We start from the raw sequence: 15,559 nt of genomic DNA on the forward strand, positions 1-15,559 counted from the left end.
AAGTGCATGACGCAAGTCACGGTGAAAGAACTGGCCCAAGAGGTCGAGGCACCGGTAGAGCGCCTGCTGCAGCAGATGCGTGAGGCAGGTCTGCCGCACACCGACGCCGGTCAGGTAGTGACCGACAATGAGAAGCAGACTCTGCTGACTCATTTGAAAAGCAGCCATAAAAGCAAGGTGGAAGAGCCGCGCAAGATTACCTTGCAGCGCAAGACCACCAGCACCCTGCGTGTCGCCGGTAGCAAGAGCATCAGCGTAGAAGTACGCAAGAAGAAAGTATTCGTGCAGCGCAGCCCGGAAGAAATCCAGGCCGAGCAGAAGCGCGAGCTGGAAGAGCGCCGCGCGGCTGAAACCGCCGAGCGCGACCGCATCAACAACGAAGTGCGCAACCGCAACGACGAGCAGGCTCGCCGTCAGGCTGGCGACGCTCCGGCTGCGGCGCCTGCTGCCAAGCCTGCGCCGGCGCCGGCTGCTGCCGCGCCTATCGTGGCCGATGCACCGGTGTCCGAAGACGCCGCTGCCCGTGCTGCCGAGCGCAAGAAAGACGAGACCCGTCGCAACGAAAGCCGCACCCGTGACGACGACCGTCGTGGCGGCGGTGGTGCAGCTACCGGCGAACGCCGTGGCGAAGCCCCTCGTGTGTCGATCAAGGTCAAGGTCAAGGAGAAGGAAAAGGCTCCGACTCCACGCGCTGCGCCACGTACCACCGATGAAGAAAGCGATGGTTTCCGTCGTGGTCGCGGTGGCAAGGGCAAAGGCAAGAAGCGTAACCAGCATGGCTTCCAGAGCCCGAGCGGTCCTGTCATCCGTGACGTGACCATCGGCGAGACCATTACCGTCTCGGACCTGGCTCAGCGCATGTCGGTCAAGGGCGCCGAAGTCGTCAAGTTCATGTTCAAGATGGGCACCCCGGTGACCATCAACCAGGTACTGGACCGCGAAACCGCTCAGCTGATCGCCGAAGAACTGGGCCACAAGGTCACGTTGGTCAGCGACACCGCGCTTGAAGACTCGCTGGCCGAGTCGCTCAAGTTCGAAGGTGAGACTGCCTCCCGTGCCCCGGTTGTTACCGTCATGGGTCACGTTGACCACGGTAAGACCTCGCTGCTCGACTACATCCGTCGTGCCAAGGTTGCTGCTGGCGAAGCCGGTGGTATCACCCAGCACATTGGTGCCTACCACGTCGAAACCGACCGTGGCATGGTCACCTTCCTCGACACCCCGGGCCACGCCGCGTTTACCCAGATGCGTGCCCGTGGTGCCAAGGCGACCGACATCGTCATCCTGGTGGTGGCTGCGGACGACGGCGTGATGCCGCAAACCCGCGAGGCCGTTCAGCATGCCAAGGCTGCTGGCGTACCGCTGGTGGTTGCAGTGAACAAGATCGACAAGCCAGGTGCGGACCTCGATCGTATCCGCAACGAGCTGTCCGTCGAAGGCGTGACCTCCGAGGAATGGGGTGGCGACACTCCATTCGTCAAGGTTTCGGCCAAGATGGGTACCGGTGTTGACGAGCTGCTCGAAGCTGTCCTGCTGCAGGCCGAGATTCTCGAACTGACCGCCACTCCGACCGCTCCTGGCCGTGGTGTCGTGGTTGAATCGCGCCTGGACAAGGGCCGTGGCCCGGTTGCCACCATCCTGGTTCAGGACGGCACCCTGCGTCAGGGCGACATGGTCCTGGTCGGCTCCAACTATGGCCGCGTACGTGCCATGCTCGACGAGAACGGCAAGCCTGTGAAGGAAGCTGGCCCGTCGATCCCGGTCGAGATCCTTGGCCTGGATGGCACCCCGGACGCCGGTGACGAGCTGTCCGTGGTTGCTGACGAGAAGAAAGCCCGCGAAGTTGCCCTGTTCCGTCAAGGCAAGTTCCGTGAGGTCAAGCTGGCCCGTGCTCACGCCGGCAAGCTGGAAAACATCTTCGAGACCATGGGTCAGGAAGAGAAGAAAACCCTCAACATCGTTCTCAAGACCGATGTGCGTGGTTCTCTCGAGGCGCTGCAAGGCTCGCTCGGCGGCCTGGGCAACGACGAAGTGCAGGTCCGCGTGATCGGTGGCGGCGTCGGTGGTATCACCGAGAGCGATGCCAACCTGGCGCTGGCGTCCAATGCGGTGCTGTTCGGCTTCAACGTGCGTGCCGATGCGGGTGCACGCCGTATCGTCGAGCAGGAAGGTCTGGATATGCGTTACTACAACGTGATCTACGACATCATCGAAGACGTCAAGAAGGCCCTGACCGGCATGCTCGGCAGTGATGTTCGCGAGAACATCCTGGGTGTTGCCGAAGTGCGCGACGTGTTCCGTTCGCCGAAGTTCGGCGCCATCGCTGGCTGTATGGTCATCGAGGGTACCGTGTACCGCAACCGTCCGATCCGCGTACTGCGCGACGACGTTGTTATCTTCGAAGGCGAGCTGGAATCGCTGCGTCGCTTCAAGGACGATGCTGCCGAAGTGCGTAATGGCATGGAGTGCGGTATTGGCGTCAAGAGCTACAACGACGTCAAGGTCGGCGACAAGATCGAAGTGTTCGAGAAAGTCCAGGTGGCTCGTACCCTCTGAGGGTGAGCCCGTTGCCAGCGCCGTTCGCGGCGTCTGGCAGCGCCTCTGCAGGCAGCGCCCGGTCAGGCTTCGGCTTGACCGGGCGTTTGCCGCTTTAAGTTACAGGTAGCAAAAATGGCAAAAGAATATAGCCGTACCCAACGCATAGGCGATCAGATGCAGCGCGAGCTGGCCGAGCTGATCCGCCGTGAAGTCAAAGACCCGCGTGTTGGCCTTGTGACCATCACTGCCGTCGACGTCAGCCGCGACCTTGGCCACGCCAAGGTCTTCATCACCGTGATGAGCCCGGACGATGCCGACACCGTACCGCAGACCGTCAAGGCGCTGAACAGCGCGGCGAGCTTCCTGCGCCTGCACCTGGGCCGTTCCATGCAACTGCGCAGCGTGCCGCAACTGCACTTCCACTTCGACGAAAGCGTCAGCCGCGGTGTACACCTGTCGGCCCTGATCGAACGTGCCGTCGCCGAAGACCGGTTGCACAAGGATGACGAACAGCCGGACACCAAGGAGTAAGCGGTGGCCCAGGTCAAACGTATCCGCCGTAACGTCAGCGGCATCATCCTGCTCGACAAGCCGCTGGGGTTCACCTCCAACGCTGCCCTGCAGAAAGTCCGCTGGCTGCTCAATGCCGAGAAAGCCGGCCACACCGGCAGCCTCGACCCGCTGGCCACTGGCGTGTTGCCATTGTGCTTCGGTGAGGCGACCAAGTTCTCGCAGTACCTGCTCGATTCCGACAAGGGCTACGAGACGGTCATGCAGATGGGCCAGACCACCACCACCGGCGATGCTGAGGGCGAAGTTCTCAAAAGCCGTGAGGTGACCGTTGGTCGCGCCGATATCGAAGCGGTCATTCCGCGTTTTCGCGGTGAAATCCAGCAGATACCGCCGATGTACTCCGCCCTCAAGCGCGATGGCCAGCCGCTGTATAAACTGGCGCGTGCAGGAGAGGTAGTGGAGCGCGAGGCGCGTTCTGTTACTATTAGCCGGCTTGAGCTGCTTGAGTGCGAAGGCACCCGGGCGCGCCTGTCGGTTGGCTGCAGCAAAGGCACCTATATCCGTACGCTGGTCGAGGATATGGGCGAGGCGTTGGGCTGTGGAGCCTACGTTGCCGAGCTGCGCCGCACCCAGGCAGGCCCCTTCGAGCTGGCACAGACCGTGACCCTCGAAGCGCTGGAACAAGCCCACGCCGAAGGTGGCAACGAAGCGCTAGACCGCTTCCTGATGCCGTCCGACAGCGGGTTGCTCGACTGGCCGCTGGTGCAGCTGTCCGAGCACAGTTCGTTTTACTGGCTGCATGGCCAGGCAGTACGTGCCCCAGAAGCGCCGCAGTTCGGCATGGTTCGGGTGCAGGATCACAATGGTCGCTTCATCGGTATCGGTGAAGTGAGCGAAGACGGGCGCATTGCGCCGCGTCGCTTGATTCGGTCGGAATGACCGAAACCACAGGGTGAGGTTCAGGCTTTGCCCTGCGGGTTCGAGGATGGCTGTCAGTAGGCACGGTCATTCCTCTTCTTATTAATACAGGGATTGAATCCCTGGCCTATTGGGCCCGCTTGCGGGTTCCGTTATCAGGAGAAGCCAAATGGCCCTCAGCGTCGAAGAAAAAGCTCAGATCGTTGCAGACTATCAGCAAGCCCAAGGCGACACCGGTAGCCCGGAAGTTCAGGTTGCCCTGCTGACCTTCAACATCAACAAGCTGCAAGGCCACTTCAAGGCCAACGATAAAGACCACCACTCCCGTCGTGGTCTGATCCGTATGGTCAACCAGCGTCGTAAGCTGCTGGATTACCTGAAGGGTAAAGACACCACTCGTTACAGCGCCCTGATCGGTCGCCTGGGCCTGCGTCGCTAATAGCGGCCTGGCCAGTGGTGTTGCATGGCGTGTCGCATGCTTCGGTGGCGCTGCTCAGCAGTGCTGCCGTCGGGCACGTCGCGCGATCTGCGAGGTTGGCAGTCTGGTGTGTCGTGCGGTTTATCCGCTCGGCGCCAGGCTCCCAACCTCGTGTTGTATCTGGACGGTCAATGGAGCCGATACTCCGTTCTGCCCACCCATTCGCAAGAACCAGTTCCCCCAAGAGCCACTGAAGAAGGTAGGAAACCGTGAACCCGGTAATCAAGACGTTCCAGTTCGGTCAATCGACCGTTACTCTCGAAACGGGCCGCATTGCCCGTCAAGCCTCCGGCGCAGTGCTGGTCACCGTCGACAACGATGTCACCGTGCTGGTGACCGTGGTCGGTGCCAAGCACGCAGACCCGAGCAAAGGCTTCTTCCCGCTGTCCGTGCACTACCAGGAAAAGACCTACGCTGCCGGCAAGATCCCTGGTGGCTTCTTCAAGCGTGAAGGCCGTCCTTCCGAAAAAGAAACCCTGACTTCGCGCCTGATCGACCGTCCGATCCGTCCGCTGTTCCCAGAAGGCTTCATGAACGAAGTGCAGGTTGTCTGCACCGTCGTGTCGACCAGCAAGAAGACCGACCCGGACGTCGCCGCCATGATCGGCACCTCGGCTGCCCTGGCAATCTCCGGCATCCCGTTCGAAGGCCCGATCGGCGCTGCCCGCGTTGCCTTCCACGAAAGCACCGGCTACCTGCTGAACCCGACTTACGAACAGCTGCAGGCTTCGAGCCTGGACATGGTCGTAGCCGGTACCGAATCGGCTGTACTGATGGTTGAATCGGAAGCCAAAGAGCTGACCGAAGACCAGATGCTGGGCGCCGTACTGTTCGCCCACGACGAATTCCAGGCCGTGATCAAAGCGGTCAAAGAGCTGGCTGCCGAAGCTGCCAAGCCGATCTGGGACTGGAAACCGGCCGTTGCCAACACCGAGCTGTTCAACGCCATCCGCGCCGAGTTCGGCGAGGCTGTTTCCCAGGGCTACACCATCACCGTCAAGGCCGACCGCTACGCGCGCCTGGGCGAGCTGCGCGATCAGGCGATCGCCAAGTTCTCCGGTGAAGAAGGCCAGCCTTCGGCTGCTGAAGTCAAAGAAGTCTTCGGCGAAATCGAATACCGCACCGTGCGCGAGAACATCGTCAACGGCAAGCCGCGTATCGACGGCCGTGACACCAAGACCGTGCGTCCGCTGAACATCGAAGTCGGTGTTCTGCCAAAAACCCACGGTTCGGCACTGTTCACCCGTGGCGAAACCCAGGCTCTGGTAGTTGCCACCCTCGGTACCGCGCGTGACGCACAGCTGCTGGACACCCTGGAAGGCGAGAAGAAAGACCCCTTCATGCTGCACTACAACTTCCCGCCGTTCTCGGTGGGCGAGTGTGGTCGCATGGGTGGCGCCGGCCGCCGCGAAATCGGCCACGGCCGTCTGGCCCGTCGTTCGGTCCAGGCCATGCTGCCTGCTGCTGACGTGTTCCCATACACCATCCGCGTCGTTTCGGAAATCACCGAATCCAACGGTTCCAGCTCCATGGCTTCGGTCTGTGGTGCTTCGCTGGCCCTGATGGACGCTGGTGTGCCAATGAAGGCGCCGGTTGCCGGTATCGCCATGGGCCTGGTCAAGGAAGGCGAGAAGTTCGCCATCCTCACCGACATCCTCGGTGACGAAGACCACCTGGGCGACATGGACTTCAAGGTAGCCGGTACCGCCAAAGGTGTTACCGCGCTGCAGATGGACATCAAGATCAACGGCATCACCGAAGAGATCATGGAAATCGCCCTGGGCCAAGCCCTGGAAGCGCGCCTGAACATCCTCGGCCAGATGAACCAGATCATTGGCCAGTCGCGTACCGAACTGTCGGCCAACGCTCCGACCATGATCGCGATGAAAATCGACACCGACAAGATCCGTGACGTCATCGGTAAAGGCGGCGCCACCATCCGTGGTATCTGTGAAGAAACCAAGGCTTCGATCGACATCGAAGACGACGGCTCCATCAAGATCTTCGGCGAAACCAAGGAAGCGGCAGAAGCTGCCAAGCAGCGCATCCTGGGCATCACCGCAGAGGCCGAGATCGGCAAGATCTACGTCGGCAAGGTCGAGCGCATTGTCGACTTCGGCGCCTTCGTCAACATCCTCCCAGGCAAAGACGGCCTGGTGCACATCTCCATGCTGAGCGACGCTCGTGTCGAGAAAGTCACCGACGTGCTGAAGGAAGGCGAAGAAGTCGAAGTACTGGTACTGGACGTGGACAACCGCGGCCGTATCAAGCTGTCGATCAAAGACGTAGCCGCTGCCAAGGCATCGGGCGTTTAAGCCTTAGGGCTTATAGAACGACCCTTCGGGGTCGTTTTTTTTGCCTGCGATTTCTCAAGCACACTTGCATCTTGCATGCAGGAAACCGCCCCGGCTTGCAAAATGCACGACGGGTGTGTCTACGAATTTCTCGTAAGTCATTGTTTTTAAAGGCTTCAAGCGAAACGGAAAAGCTGGCACAGGCCGTGCAATATCCCTGTTACCTGACGCCACCAACCCTGGCGCAGATCTTTCGACAACAGGAGTGACCCACATGAAGAAGTTCGCTATTGCTGCCGCTGCTGCTACCGCTCTGACCCTGACCATGACCAACGCAGCATTCGCGCAACAGGCGGCCACCCAAGCCCCAATGATGCTGGCTGCCGGTGAAGTGACCAAAGCCAAGGAAGAGACCAAAGACACTTGGATCACCACCAAGGTGAAAGCGGATCTGCTGACCGAGAAAGGCATTCCAGGTAGCGACATCGAAGTCGAAACCAACAAGGGCGTTGTTTCCCTGTCCTCGACCGTTGCCGTGACCGAAGCCCAGAAAAAAATGGCTGTCGACATCACCAAGAAAATCAAAGGCGTGAAAGCCGTTTCGGCTGACGGCCTGAAGGCTGAATAAGGATTAGCCCATAGGCCAAAGGATTGGCCACCGCATAAACAAGAGCCCCGGCATTGGCCGGGGCTTTTGTTTATGCGGGGTTATTTGGCGCCTGCACGGGGGCTTATTCGGCATCCAGGTGCATTGGCGTCACTACCCGGCCATCGCTTTCAGCCTGGCCCAGCGCTGCATCGATGAAGTACACGCGGTCATCTTCAAGCTGCCCACGGTCGACCAGGTAGTCCTTGATGCTGCTGGCCCGCTCCTGGCCAAGGGTACGCAGCAGGGCTGCGCTTTCTGCCCAGGATTTGATCACCGCTTCGCGCAGCTTGTCGGCGCGCTCGCTGCGGCTGAGTTGTTCCCATTGCGCCGGCGGTTGCTGTTTGAGGCGGGTGCGGTAGATGCCTTCGAGCATGGCTGGCTTGTCGCTGTCGTCGACCACCAGCAGTGAAGGGTTGGCAGGCACCTTGTCGCCGCGGCGCTGCAATATCTTGTACCAGGTGGCCTGGTACTCACGCTCCAGCCGCTGCTGGGCGATCAATGGGCCGTCGCTGTTCTGCGCGGCAGTGCCTTCGATTTCCAGGCGCAGTTCAGGGCGTTCCTTCAACGCTGTGGCCAGCTTGTCCAACGCCTCCTGGGCATCGGGGCTGAGGTCGCTGGAACCCGGCGCGAACGACACGTTGCCAAGATCAGCCGCGCCGCCCCCGGAGACCAAGCCACCGAGCATCTTGAACGGCGCCTGGGCTGCGCGCAGCACCAGGTTGCGCAGGGTCTGCCAGACAATCGGCATGACGCTGAACTGCGGGTTGTTCAGGTCGCCCGTCACCGGCAGTTCGATGGAGATCGTACCGTTGGTGTCCTTGAGCAAGGCCACCGCCAGGCGGATCGGCAGGTCGACGGCGTCCGGGCTGTCGACCTTGTCACCCAACTGCAATTGCTCGATCACTACTTTGTTCTGCGCCTTGAGCTGGCCATTGGTGATCAAGTAGTGCAAATCGAGGTTCATCCGGCCTTTGCGGATGCGCAAGCCGGCGAACTTGCCGGAGTAAGGGGTCAGGTTGGTGAGCTCGACCCGCTTGAAGCTGGTGGCGATGTCCAGGCTGGCCATCGGGTTGAACGGGTTGAGCGCACCCTTGATGGTCACTGGCGCATAGCGGTCTACCTTGCCCTTCACATCGACCTTGGCCGGTGTCGGCTGGCGGTTGTCGATGGTGCCGATCTGGCCGTTGAGCTGTTGCGCGGCAGTGGCAAAGTTCGGCGTCAGGGTCAGGTCGGCGAAGTTGGCCGAACCATCCTTGATGTCGATCTGGCCGATGCGGATGCCCAGCGGCTTTTCAGCGCTGCTGGCGGTGCTGGCCTTTTTCTGGCTGGCCGGTGCCGCAGCACCTGCTGGCTGCGGGATCAGCAGGTCATCGACGTTGGTGGTGCGGTCTTCGTTGATGATGAAGCGGGCGTAAGGCTGCATCAGCGTGACCTTGTCGATGGTCAGGGCATCGCCATGCACGTACGACAACCCGTCGACGTTGACCTGCTGCCATTTGACGAAGTCGCGGCTCTTGATGGTGTCCAGCGTATGCAACTGGTTGACCTGGGCCTTGCCGGTGATGGCGAAGGCCAGCGGCGAGGTGTTCTTCAAGTCGACGTTAAGGTCGCTGGCGAGCATGCCGCTGCGCAGTTCCAGGCGAATGTACGGGCTGATATAGGCCTGGGCCACGCGCAGGTCGATGTCGCGGGTGCTGACATCCAGCTTGGCAGTGACCGGCGCCAGGTTGACCTGGCCTGTGGCCTGCAGCTTGCCTTGCTTGCCCACGCCGGTATCGAGCTTGAGCTGGAAGGGCGAGCCGTTGAGGCTGTCGAAGTTTTTCAGGTCAAGGTTGAGCGGGCCGACATCCAGCGCCACGGGCTCCTTCTGGCTGCGGTCGGCCAGGTGCACCATGTAATTGCGCGCCTGGACGTCCTTGAGCAGCACTTGCCAGGGTTTGCTCGGCGCCTTGGCGGCCTTTTCCTTGGCGCTCGGTTCGGCGGCTGCCGGTTCGGCTTTTTCCTTGGGGGTGGCCTTGGCCGGTTGGCTGGCGAACAGTTTCTGCCAGTCGAGCTGGCCGTCCTTTTCGAGCGCGGCCCAGGTTTCGAGCTTTTCGCTGCGCACCTTGCCCACGGTTACCAGCTGCTTGGCCAGGTCGATGGAGGTTTCGCTGACTTCAAGGCTGGCCAGGCGCGCCAGCTTGCGACCGTCCGGGGCGTTGATGGCAAACGGGGCGACGCGCAGCGACACCTTGTCGAGCAGCAGCTCGGTTTCTTTGGCCAGGTTGATCTTGTAGTGCGCGTCCAGGCTGACCTGGCCGTCTTCCAGCACCAGCGGCACGGCATCGCGCACATAAGGCCAGAACAGCTTCATCTTGCCGTCGGTGACTTTCAGGGTGCCTTCGGAGGCGATTGGCGCCAGGCTCAAGGTGCCGGCCCAATCGATGCGCCCGCCATTGGGGCCGTTGGCCACCAAGGTCATGTCGGCGTTGTCGTCCGGCAGCGTGCTGAGGTTTTTAAGCTCAAGGTCGAGCGAGTCGTAAAGAAACTCGATGGGTTCGCTGGGGCGCAGGTCTTCGAAGTGCAGGTAGCCATCGCTCAGCTTGATGCTGCCGATGCGCAGTGGGAACGGGTCGCTGGGCGGTTGCTCCGGCTTGGGCTCGCTCGGCGGCAGCTTGAACAGGCGGGTCAGGTTGAGGCTGCCGTCCTTGGCGAACAGCAGCTCGGTGCGCGGTTTGTCGAGCTCTACCGCTTGCAGGTGCAGCGCCTTGGACCACAGGCTGTCGAGCGACAGGTTGGCGTAGAGGCGCTCGAAGCCCACCTGCTCCTTGCCCGGTTCGCCGATCTGCAGGCCCCAGAGGGTCAGCTCCAGGCTGAACGGGTTGAGCTCTATGCGCTGCAAGTGCGCCGGCAGCGTGGCGTATTGCGCCAACTGCTGGTTGGCGATGCGCAAGGCAATGCCCGGGAGGATAAGAAAGCCAAGCAGGCTGTACAGGGCCACGAGGGCCAGCAGGGCGCCGACGGCGCGGGTCAATCCTTTGGGCATGTGTCGCATCGTCTGTATCAGGCTGGGGTGGTTGGAGTATGGCACGTTAAATGGGTTCCGCTGAGCCGACCAAAATACCTTATTCCAGGCCCATGCGCCGCCGCGCGCGATGCGCCGAACCATCACGCATGGCCCAGCGCAGCAGTGGCGCGGTACGGGCAAGGCCCAGGCGGATCATGCGCCGCTCCAGTGCGCTCTGTTTCAGGCCGAGCATTTGCCCGGCCCAGGCTGGCAGCAGGTCGATCCCGGCGTTGAGCATCAGCTTGCCCACCGGTTGCGCCATGCGGCTGGGGGCGGGGGCCTTGAGCAGAATATCGACTACCTCCAGGCTGCGCGCATCGCACTGCAGCTGCGGGCGCATGCGTTGCAGGTATGCCTCGACCTCAGCGCAGGACCGCGGCACGTCACGGGCGCCAAGGCGCTCGGCAATCAGCGCGATCTCGTCGTAGTAGGCATCCTGGGCGGCGCGGGGCAGGGCAGGGTTGCGATAACGCAGGTGTGCGGCCAGGAAGCTGCTGACCTCGGCAACATGCACCCAGGTCAGCAGGTCGGGGTCGCTGGCCGCATAGGGGCGCCCATCGGGCGCATTGCCGACCACCTGCAGGTGGATGGTGCGCACTTTTTCGATCAGCCACTCGGCGTCGCGGGTCGAGCCAAAGGTGGTGCCAGAGATGAACTGGCTGGTACGGCGCAGGCGCCCGAGCAGGTCGTGACGGAAGTTGGAGTGGTCCCACACCCCGGCCAGGGCCAGGGGGTGCAGCACTTGCAGCATCAAGGCGCTGATGCCGCCCACCAGCATGCTGGGGAAATCGCCGTGCACCTGCCAACTGATGCTCTGCGGGCCGAACAGCCCTGGGTCGCCCTTGGGGGATTCCAGGTCGAGCTGGCCGAGGGCCAGCCCGGTAAGGCTCATGACCTGGGTTTCGATGCGGCGACGTAGGGCTTCCATGGCAACCTTGCAGTGAAGGCGGCCTGGCCCGGCCGCGGGTTACTGGTTGAGACGCGTGTCGATCAGGCCCTGGACCACGCTTGGGTCCGCGAGGGTGGAGGTATCCCCCAGGTTGTCGAGCTCGTTACAGGCGATCTTGCGCAGTATACGCCGCATGATCTTGCCCGAGCGGGTCTTGGGCAAGGCCGGTGCCCATTGGATCAGTTCAGGCTTGGCGAAGCTGCCGATTTCCTTGCTGACCAGCGCCAGCAGCTCGGCTTTCAGCGCATCGTCGGGCGTCACCCCGTTCATGGTGGTGACGAAGGCATAGACCCCTTGGCCCTTGAGGTCGTGGGGGTAGCCGACCACGGCTGCCTCGGCGACGCTGTCGTGCAGCACCAGGGCGCTTTCGACCTCGGCGGTGCCTATGCGGTGGCCTGACACATTGATCACATCATCGATGCGCCCGGTGATCCAGTAATCGCCGTCGGCATCGCGGCGTGCGCCGTCGCCAGTGAAGTAGTAGCCGGGCATTGGCTTGAAGTAGGTGTCGACCATGCGCTGGTGGTCGCCAAAGACACTGCGGATCTGCGCTGGCCAGCTGGCCTTGATGGCCAGCAACCCGGCGCCGGGGCCTTCGATCAGCTTGCCTTGGTCGTCCAGCAGCACTGGCTGCACGCCGAACATCGGCTGGGTCGCGCAACCCGGCTTGAGCCGCTGGGTGCTGGGCAGCGGGGTGAGCATGATGGCGCCGGTTTCGGTCTGCCACCAAGTGTCGACGATGGGGCAGCGTTTTTGCCCGACTTCTTCGAAATACCACGCCCAGGCTTCCGGGTTGATTGGCTCGCCGACGCTGCCGAGCAGGCGCAGGCTGGCGCGCGAAGTGCTTTGCAGCGGCCCTGGGCCTTCGCGCATGAGCGCGCGCAGGGCAGTGGGCGCGGTGTAGAAGATGTTCACTTTATGCTTGTCCACCACCTGCCAGAACCGCGAGGTATCGGGGTAGTTGGGCACGCCTTCGAACATCAGCGACACCGCGCCATTGGCCAGCGGCCCATAGACGATATAGCTGTGGCCGGTGACCCAGCCCACATCGGCGGTGCACCAGAACACTTCGCCGTCGCGGTAATCGAACACCACATCGAACGTCAATGCAGCTTGCAGCAGGTAACCGCCGGTGGTGTGCAGCACGCCCTTGGGTTTGCCGGTACTGCCGGAGGTATAAAGGATGAACAGCGGCGCTTCGGCGTCCATCGGCTCGGGCGGGCAATCGTCGCCGGCCTGCTCGGTGGCCGTGTGATACCAGAGGTCGCGGCCCTCGGCCCAGGCCACGTCGGCCCCAGTACGCTTGACCACTACGACGCTGCTGACTGCCGGGCAACTGGCCAAGGCCTTGTCGACGTTTTCTTTGAGCGGCACCCGCTTGCCACCGCGTACGCCTTCATCGGCGGTGATCACGGTGCGGCAGTCGGCGTCCAGAATGCGGTCGCGCAGGGCGTCCGGGGAAAACCCGCCGAACACCACCGAATGGACCGCGCCGATGCGCGTGCAGGCCAGCATGGCGTAGGCGGCTTCAGGGATCATCGGCATGTAGATACACACCCGGTCGCCTTTTTTTACCCCGCGCGCCTTCAAGGCATTGGCCAGGCGGCAGACGTGGCGGTGCAGTTCGCGGTAGGTGATGGCCTTGCTGTCGGCGGGGTCGTCACCTTCCCACAGCAGGGCGGTTTGGTCGCCGCGCTGGGCCAGGTGGCGGTCGATGCAGTTGTAGCTGACATTGAGCTGGCCACCGTCGAACCAGCGCGCCTGGCCGGTTTTCAGGTCGCATTGCTGCACGCTCGACCAGGGGCTGCTCCAGTCCAGGCGTTGGGCTTGTTCGGCCCAGAAGGTGTCGGGGTCGTCGACGGACTGGCGGTAGAGGCGTCGGTAGTCGTCTTCGCTCAGGCGGGTGGCCTGGCTGACAGCCAGGGCGTCGGGGTAATTGCGGATATCGAACATGGCGGTGGTCCTGCTCTTGTAAGGGGCGGGGACTGCAACGGCTATTCGATGGACAGTGTAGCTGGAGGCGATGTTCCTGAGGATCACAAGGTCCTGGGTAGGAGCGGCCTCGTGTCGCGAAAGGGCTGCGAAGCAGCCCCCGGAGATAGTGCATGATGCCGGGAGTCTGGGGCCGCTCTGCGGCCCTTTCGCGACACAAGGCCGCGCTCCTACGAGCAGAAACGGCCTTGCGATCAGCCGCGGTGGCGGCCGCGGAAGTAGTTGATCAGGCCTTGGGTCGAGCCGTCTTCGGCGCTTTCTTCAAGGTTGCCGACCAGGCGCTGGTAGACGCCTTTGCCCAGCTCCTTGCCCAGCTCCACGCCCCACTGGTCGAAGGCGTTGATACCCCAGACCACGCTCTGCACGAAGACCTTGTGCTCGTACATCGCCACCAGCGCGCCGAGACGGCGTGGGCTGATGCGCTCGACCACCAGGGTGTTGCTCGGGCGGTTGCCCGGGATCACCTTGTGTGGCGCCAGCTTGGCGATATCGGCCTCGTTCAGGCCCTTGGCGCGCAGTTCGCTCTCGGCTTCTTCGCGGGTTTTACCGAGCATCAGTGCCTGGCTTTGCGACAGGCAGTTGGCATACAGCCACTGATGATGGTCGGCGACTGGGTTGAAGCTCACCACCGGCACGATGAAGTCGGCCGGAATCAGCTGGCTGCCTTGGTGCAGCAACTGGTGGTAAGCGTGCTGGCCATTACAGCCGACGCCGCCCCAGATCACCGGGCCCGTGTCGGTTTTGACCGGGGTGCCGTCTTGCAGCACGCTCTTGCCGTTGGACTCCATGTCCAGCTGCTGCAAGTGCTTGGTGATGTTGCGCAGGTAATGGTCGTACGGCAGGATCGCGTGGCTTTGTGCGCCCCAGAAGTTGCCATACCAGACCCCGAGCAAGGCCAGCAGCACCGGCATGTTCTTGTCGAACGGCGCGGTCTGGAAATGCTGGTCCATGGTGTAGGCACCGGACAGCAGCTCCTTGAAGTTGGCAGTGCCGATGGCCAGGGCGATCGGCAGGCCGATGGCCGACCACAGCGAGTAACGCCCGCCGACCCAGTCCCACATCGGGAAGATGTTCTCTTCGCGGATACCAAAGGCCACAGCCGCGGCCTTGTTGCTCGACACGGCGATGAAGTGGCGATACAGCTCGGCTTCCGAACCACCCTGGGCCAGGTACCAGGTACGCGCGGCCATGGCGTTCTTCAGGGTTTCGAGGGTGTTGAACGATTTCGACGAAACGATGAACAGCGTGGTTTCGGCGCGCAGGTTGGCCGACAACTCGTGGAATTCACTGCCGTCGATATTGGCCAGGTAATGGCAGCGTACACCGCGTTGGGCGTAGGGCAGCAGCGCTTCGGAAACCAGCTCGGGGCCGAGGAACGAGCCGCCGATGCCGATGTTCACCACGTCAGTGATGGGTTTTTCGCTGTAACCGCGCCACAGGCCATCGTGGATGCGCCCGACCAGCTCGGTGATCTGGTTCAGCACCTTGTGCACGTCGGGCATCACGTTGACGCCACCGACACTCAGCTTGTCGCCAACCGGGCGGCGCAGGGCGGTGTGCAGCACCGGGCGGCCTTCGGAGGCGTTGATGATTTCGCCGCTGAACATGGCCTTGATGGCATCGCCCAGCTCGACTTCGTTGGCCAGGTTCACCAGCAGGTCGCGGGTTTGCTCGGTGATGAGGTTTTTCGAGTAGTCGAGGAACAACCCGCAGCTGCTCAGCGAGAACTGGTCGAAGCGCTTGCCGTCAGCGGCGAAGGCTTCGCGCATGCTGAAGCCCTGCATGGCGTCGCGGTGTTGCTGAAGCGCCTGCCAGGCGGGCAGCGCCGTCACATCGTGGGGTGTACGGTAATACGCCATTGCGGATGGTTTCCTTGGTGCATGGTCAGGCTATGACACTGGCAACCTTTGCCAGTTGCAAGGGAATCATTATAGGCATTGGCTGCGAGGCGGGAATGGGGCAAGGGGCGTGGCAGATGAAATATTATCGAAGCTGCTCTGGCCCTGTCGCAGGCTCCCACAAGATCAACAACGACGAGATCTCTGTGGGGGATCCTATGGTTTTGTACAAGCCTGTTCTCGCCAGGCATATCTGCTTGTGGCGACTTCCCTTGTGGCGAGCGGGCTTGTCCCGCGTTGGGCTGCGCAGCAGCCCTGAAAACTCAAGGGTAATCCTCAGGGCT

The 15,559-nt window shown here is 62.2% G+C and carries 10 protein-coding genes; 6 read left to right on the top strand and 4 right to left on the bottom strand.

Features of this window, described 5'->3' with window-relative positions:
- Window positions 1-6: 6 nt before the first annotated feature.
- The 6 genes from infB to HU720_RS16975 all read left to right on the top strand — a co-directional run bounded on the left by infB (window position 7) and on the right by HU720_RS16975 (window position 7,369).
- Window positions 7-2,556: a translation initiation factor IF-2 gene (infB, locus tag HU720_RS16950; RefSeq protein WP_186521092.1), complete on the top strand. Its 2,550-nt coding sequence runs from the start codon at window positions 7-9 to the stop codon at window positions 2,554-2,556.
- A 114-nt stretch (window positions 2,557-2,670) separates the two neighbouring features.
- Window positions 2,671-3,069: a 30S ribosome-binding factor RbfA gene (rbfA, locus tag HU720_RS16955; RefSeq protein WP_186521093.1), complete on the top strand. Its 399-nt coding sequence runs from the start codon at window positions 2,671-2,673 to the stop codon at window positions 3,067-3,069.
- A gap of 3 nt (window positions 3,070-3,072) precedes the next feature.
- Window positions 3,073-3,990 (top strand): tRNA pseudouridine(55) synthase TruB, encoded by a 918-nt coding sequence (truB, locus tag HU720_RS16960; RefSeq protein ID WP_186521094.1) that lies wholly within the window; start codon window positions 3,073-3,075, stop codon window positions 3,988-3,990.
- A gap of 148 nt (window positions 3,991-4,138) precedes the next feature.
- On the top strand, window positions 4,139-4,408 hold the full coding sequence (gene rpsO, locus HU720_RS16965; RefSeq protein ID WP_186521095.1) for a 30S ribosomal protein S15: 270 nt from the start codon (window positions 4,139-4,141) through the stop codon (window positions 4,406-4,408).
- Window positions 4,409-4,656: 248 nt separating this feature from the next.
- Window positions 4,657-6,762, top strand: a complete 2,106-nt coding sequence (pnp, locus tag HU720_RS16970; RefSeq protein ID WP_186521096.1) for a polyribonucleotide nucleotidyltransferase — start codon at window positions 4,657-4,659, stop codon at window positions 6,760-6,762.
- 253 nt (window positions 6,763-7,015) lie between these two features.
- The gene (locus tag HU720_RS16975) at window positions 7,016-7,369 is read left to right on the top strand and encodes a BON domain-containing protein (RefSeq protein WP_186521097.1); all 354 of its coding nucleotides are present in this window, start codon (window positions 7,016-7,018) and stop codon (window positions 7,367-7,369) included.
- A gap of 103 nt (window positions 7,370-7,472) precedes the next feature.
- Here the strand turns inward: HU720_RS16975 and HU720_RS16980 are convergent, their stop codons facing one another.
- The 4 genes from HU720_RS16980 to pgi form a co-directional block, all read right to left on the bottom strand.
- Entirely contained in the window at window positions 7,473-10,415 is a 2,943-nt protein-coding gene (locus HU720_RS16980; protein WP_186521098.1) for a DUF748 domain-containing protein, read from the bottom strand.
- A gap of 79 nt (window positions 10,416-10,494) precedes the next feature.
- Window positions 10,495-11,364, bottom strand: coding sequence for an oxygenase MpaB family protein (locus tag HU720_RS16985; RefSeq protein WP_186521099.1), 870 nt, complete (start codon window positions 11,362-11,364; stop codon window positions 10,495-10,497).
- Between the two features lie 39 nt (window positions 11,365-11,403).
- The gene (gene acs, locus HU720_RS16990) at window positions 11,404-13,338 is read right to left on the bottom strand and encodes an acetate--CoA ligase (RefSeq protein ID WP_186521100.1); all 1,935 of its coding nucleotides are present in this window, start codon (window positions 13,336-13,338) and stop codon (window positions 11,404-11,406) included.
- 233 nt (window positions 13,339-13,571) lie between these two features.
- Window positions 13,572-15,236, bottom strand: a complete 1,665-nt coding sequence (pgi, locus tag HU720_RS16995) for a glucose-6-phosphate isomerase (RefSeq protein ID WP_186521101.1) — start codon at window positions 15,234-15,236, stop codon at window positions 13,572-13,574.
- Window positions 15,237-15,559: the final 323 nt, after the last annotated feature.

The organism is Pseudomonas sp. SWRI51 (genome assembly GCF_014268825.1).
Taxonomy (GTDB): Bacteria; Pseudomonadota; Gammaproteobacteria; order Pseudomonadales; family Pseudomonadaceae; genus Aquipseudomonas; species Aquipseudomonas farsensis.

What these genes read in the sequence shown, in the direction of transcription:
- infB (WP_186521092.1), top strand. Translation starts at nt 7, where the DNA reads ATGACGCAAGTCACGGTGAAAGAACTGGCCCAAGAGGTCGAGGCACCG.
- rbfA (WP_186521093.1), top strand. Translation starts at nt 2,671, where the DNA reads ATGGCAAAAGAATATAGCCGTACCCAACGCATAGGCGATCAGATGCAG.
- rpsO (WP_186521095.1), top strand. Translation starts at nt 4,139, where the DNA reads ATGGCCCTCAGCGTCGAAGAAAAAGCTCAGATCGTTGCAGACTATCAG.
- HU720_RS16975 (WP_186521097.1), top strand. Translation starts at nt 7,016, where the DNA reads ATGAAGAAGTTCGCTATTGCTGCCGCTGCTGCTACCGCTCTGACCCTG.
- HU720_RS16980 (WP_186521098.1), bottom strand. Translation starts at nt 10,415, where the DNA reads ATGCCCAAAGGATTGACCCGCGCCGTCGGCGCCCTGCTGGCCCTCGTG.
- HU720_RS16985 (WP_186521099.1), bottom strand. Translation starts at nt 11,364, where the DNA reads ATGGAAGCCCTACGTCGCCGCATCGAAACCCAGGTCATGAGCCTTACC.
- acs (WP_186521100.1), bottom strand. Translation starts at nt 13,338, where the DNA reads ATGTTCGATATCCGCAATTACCCCGACGCCCTGGCTGTCAGCCAGGCC.
- pgi (WP_186521101.1), bottom strand. Translation starts at nt 15,236, where the DNA reads ATGGCGTATTACCGTACACCCCACGATGTGACGGCGCTGCCCGCCTGG.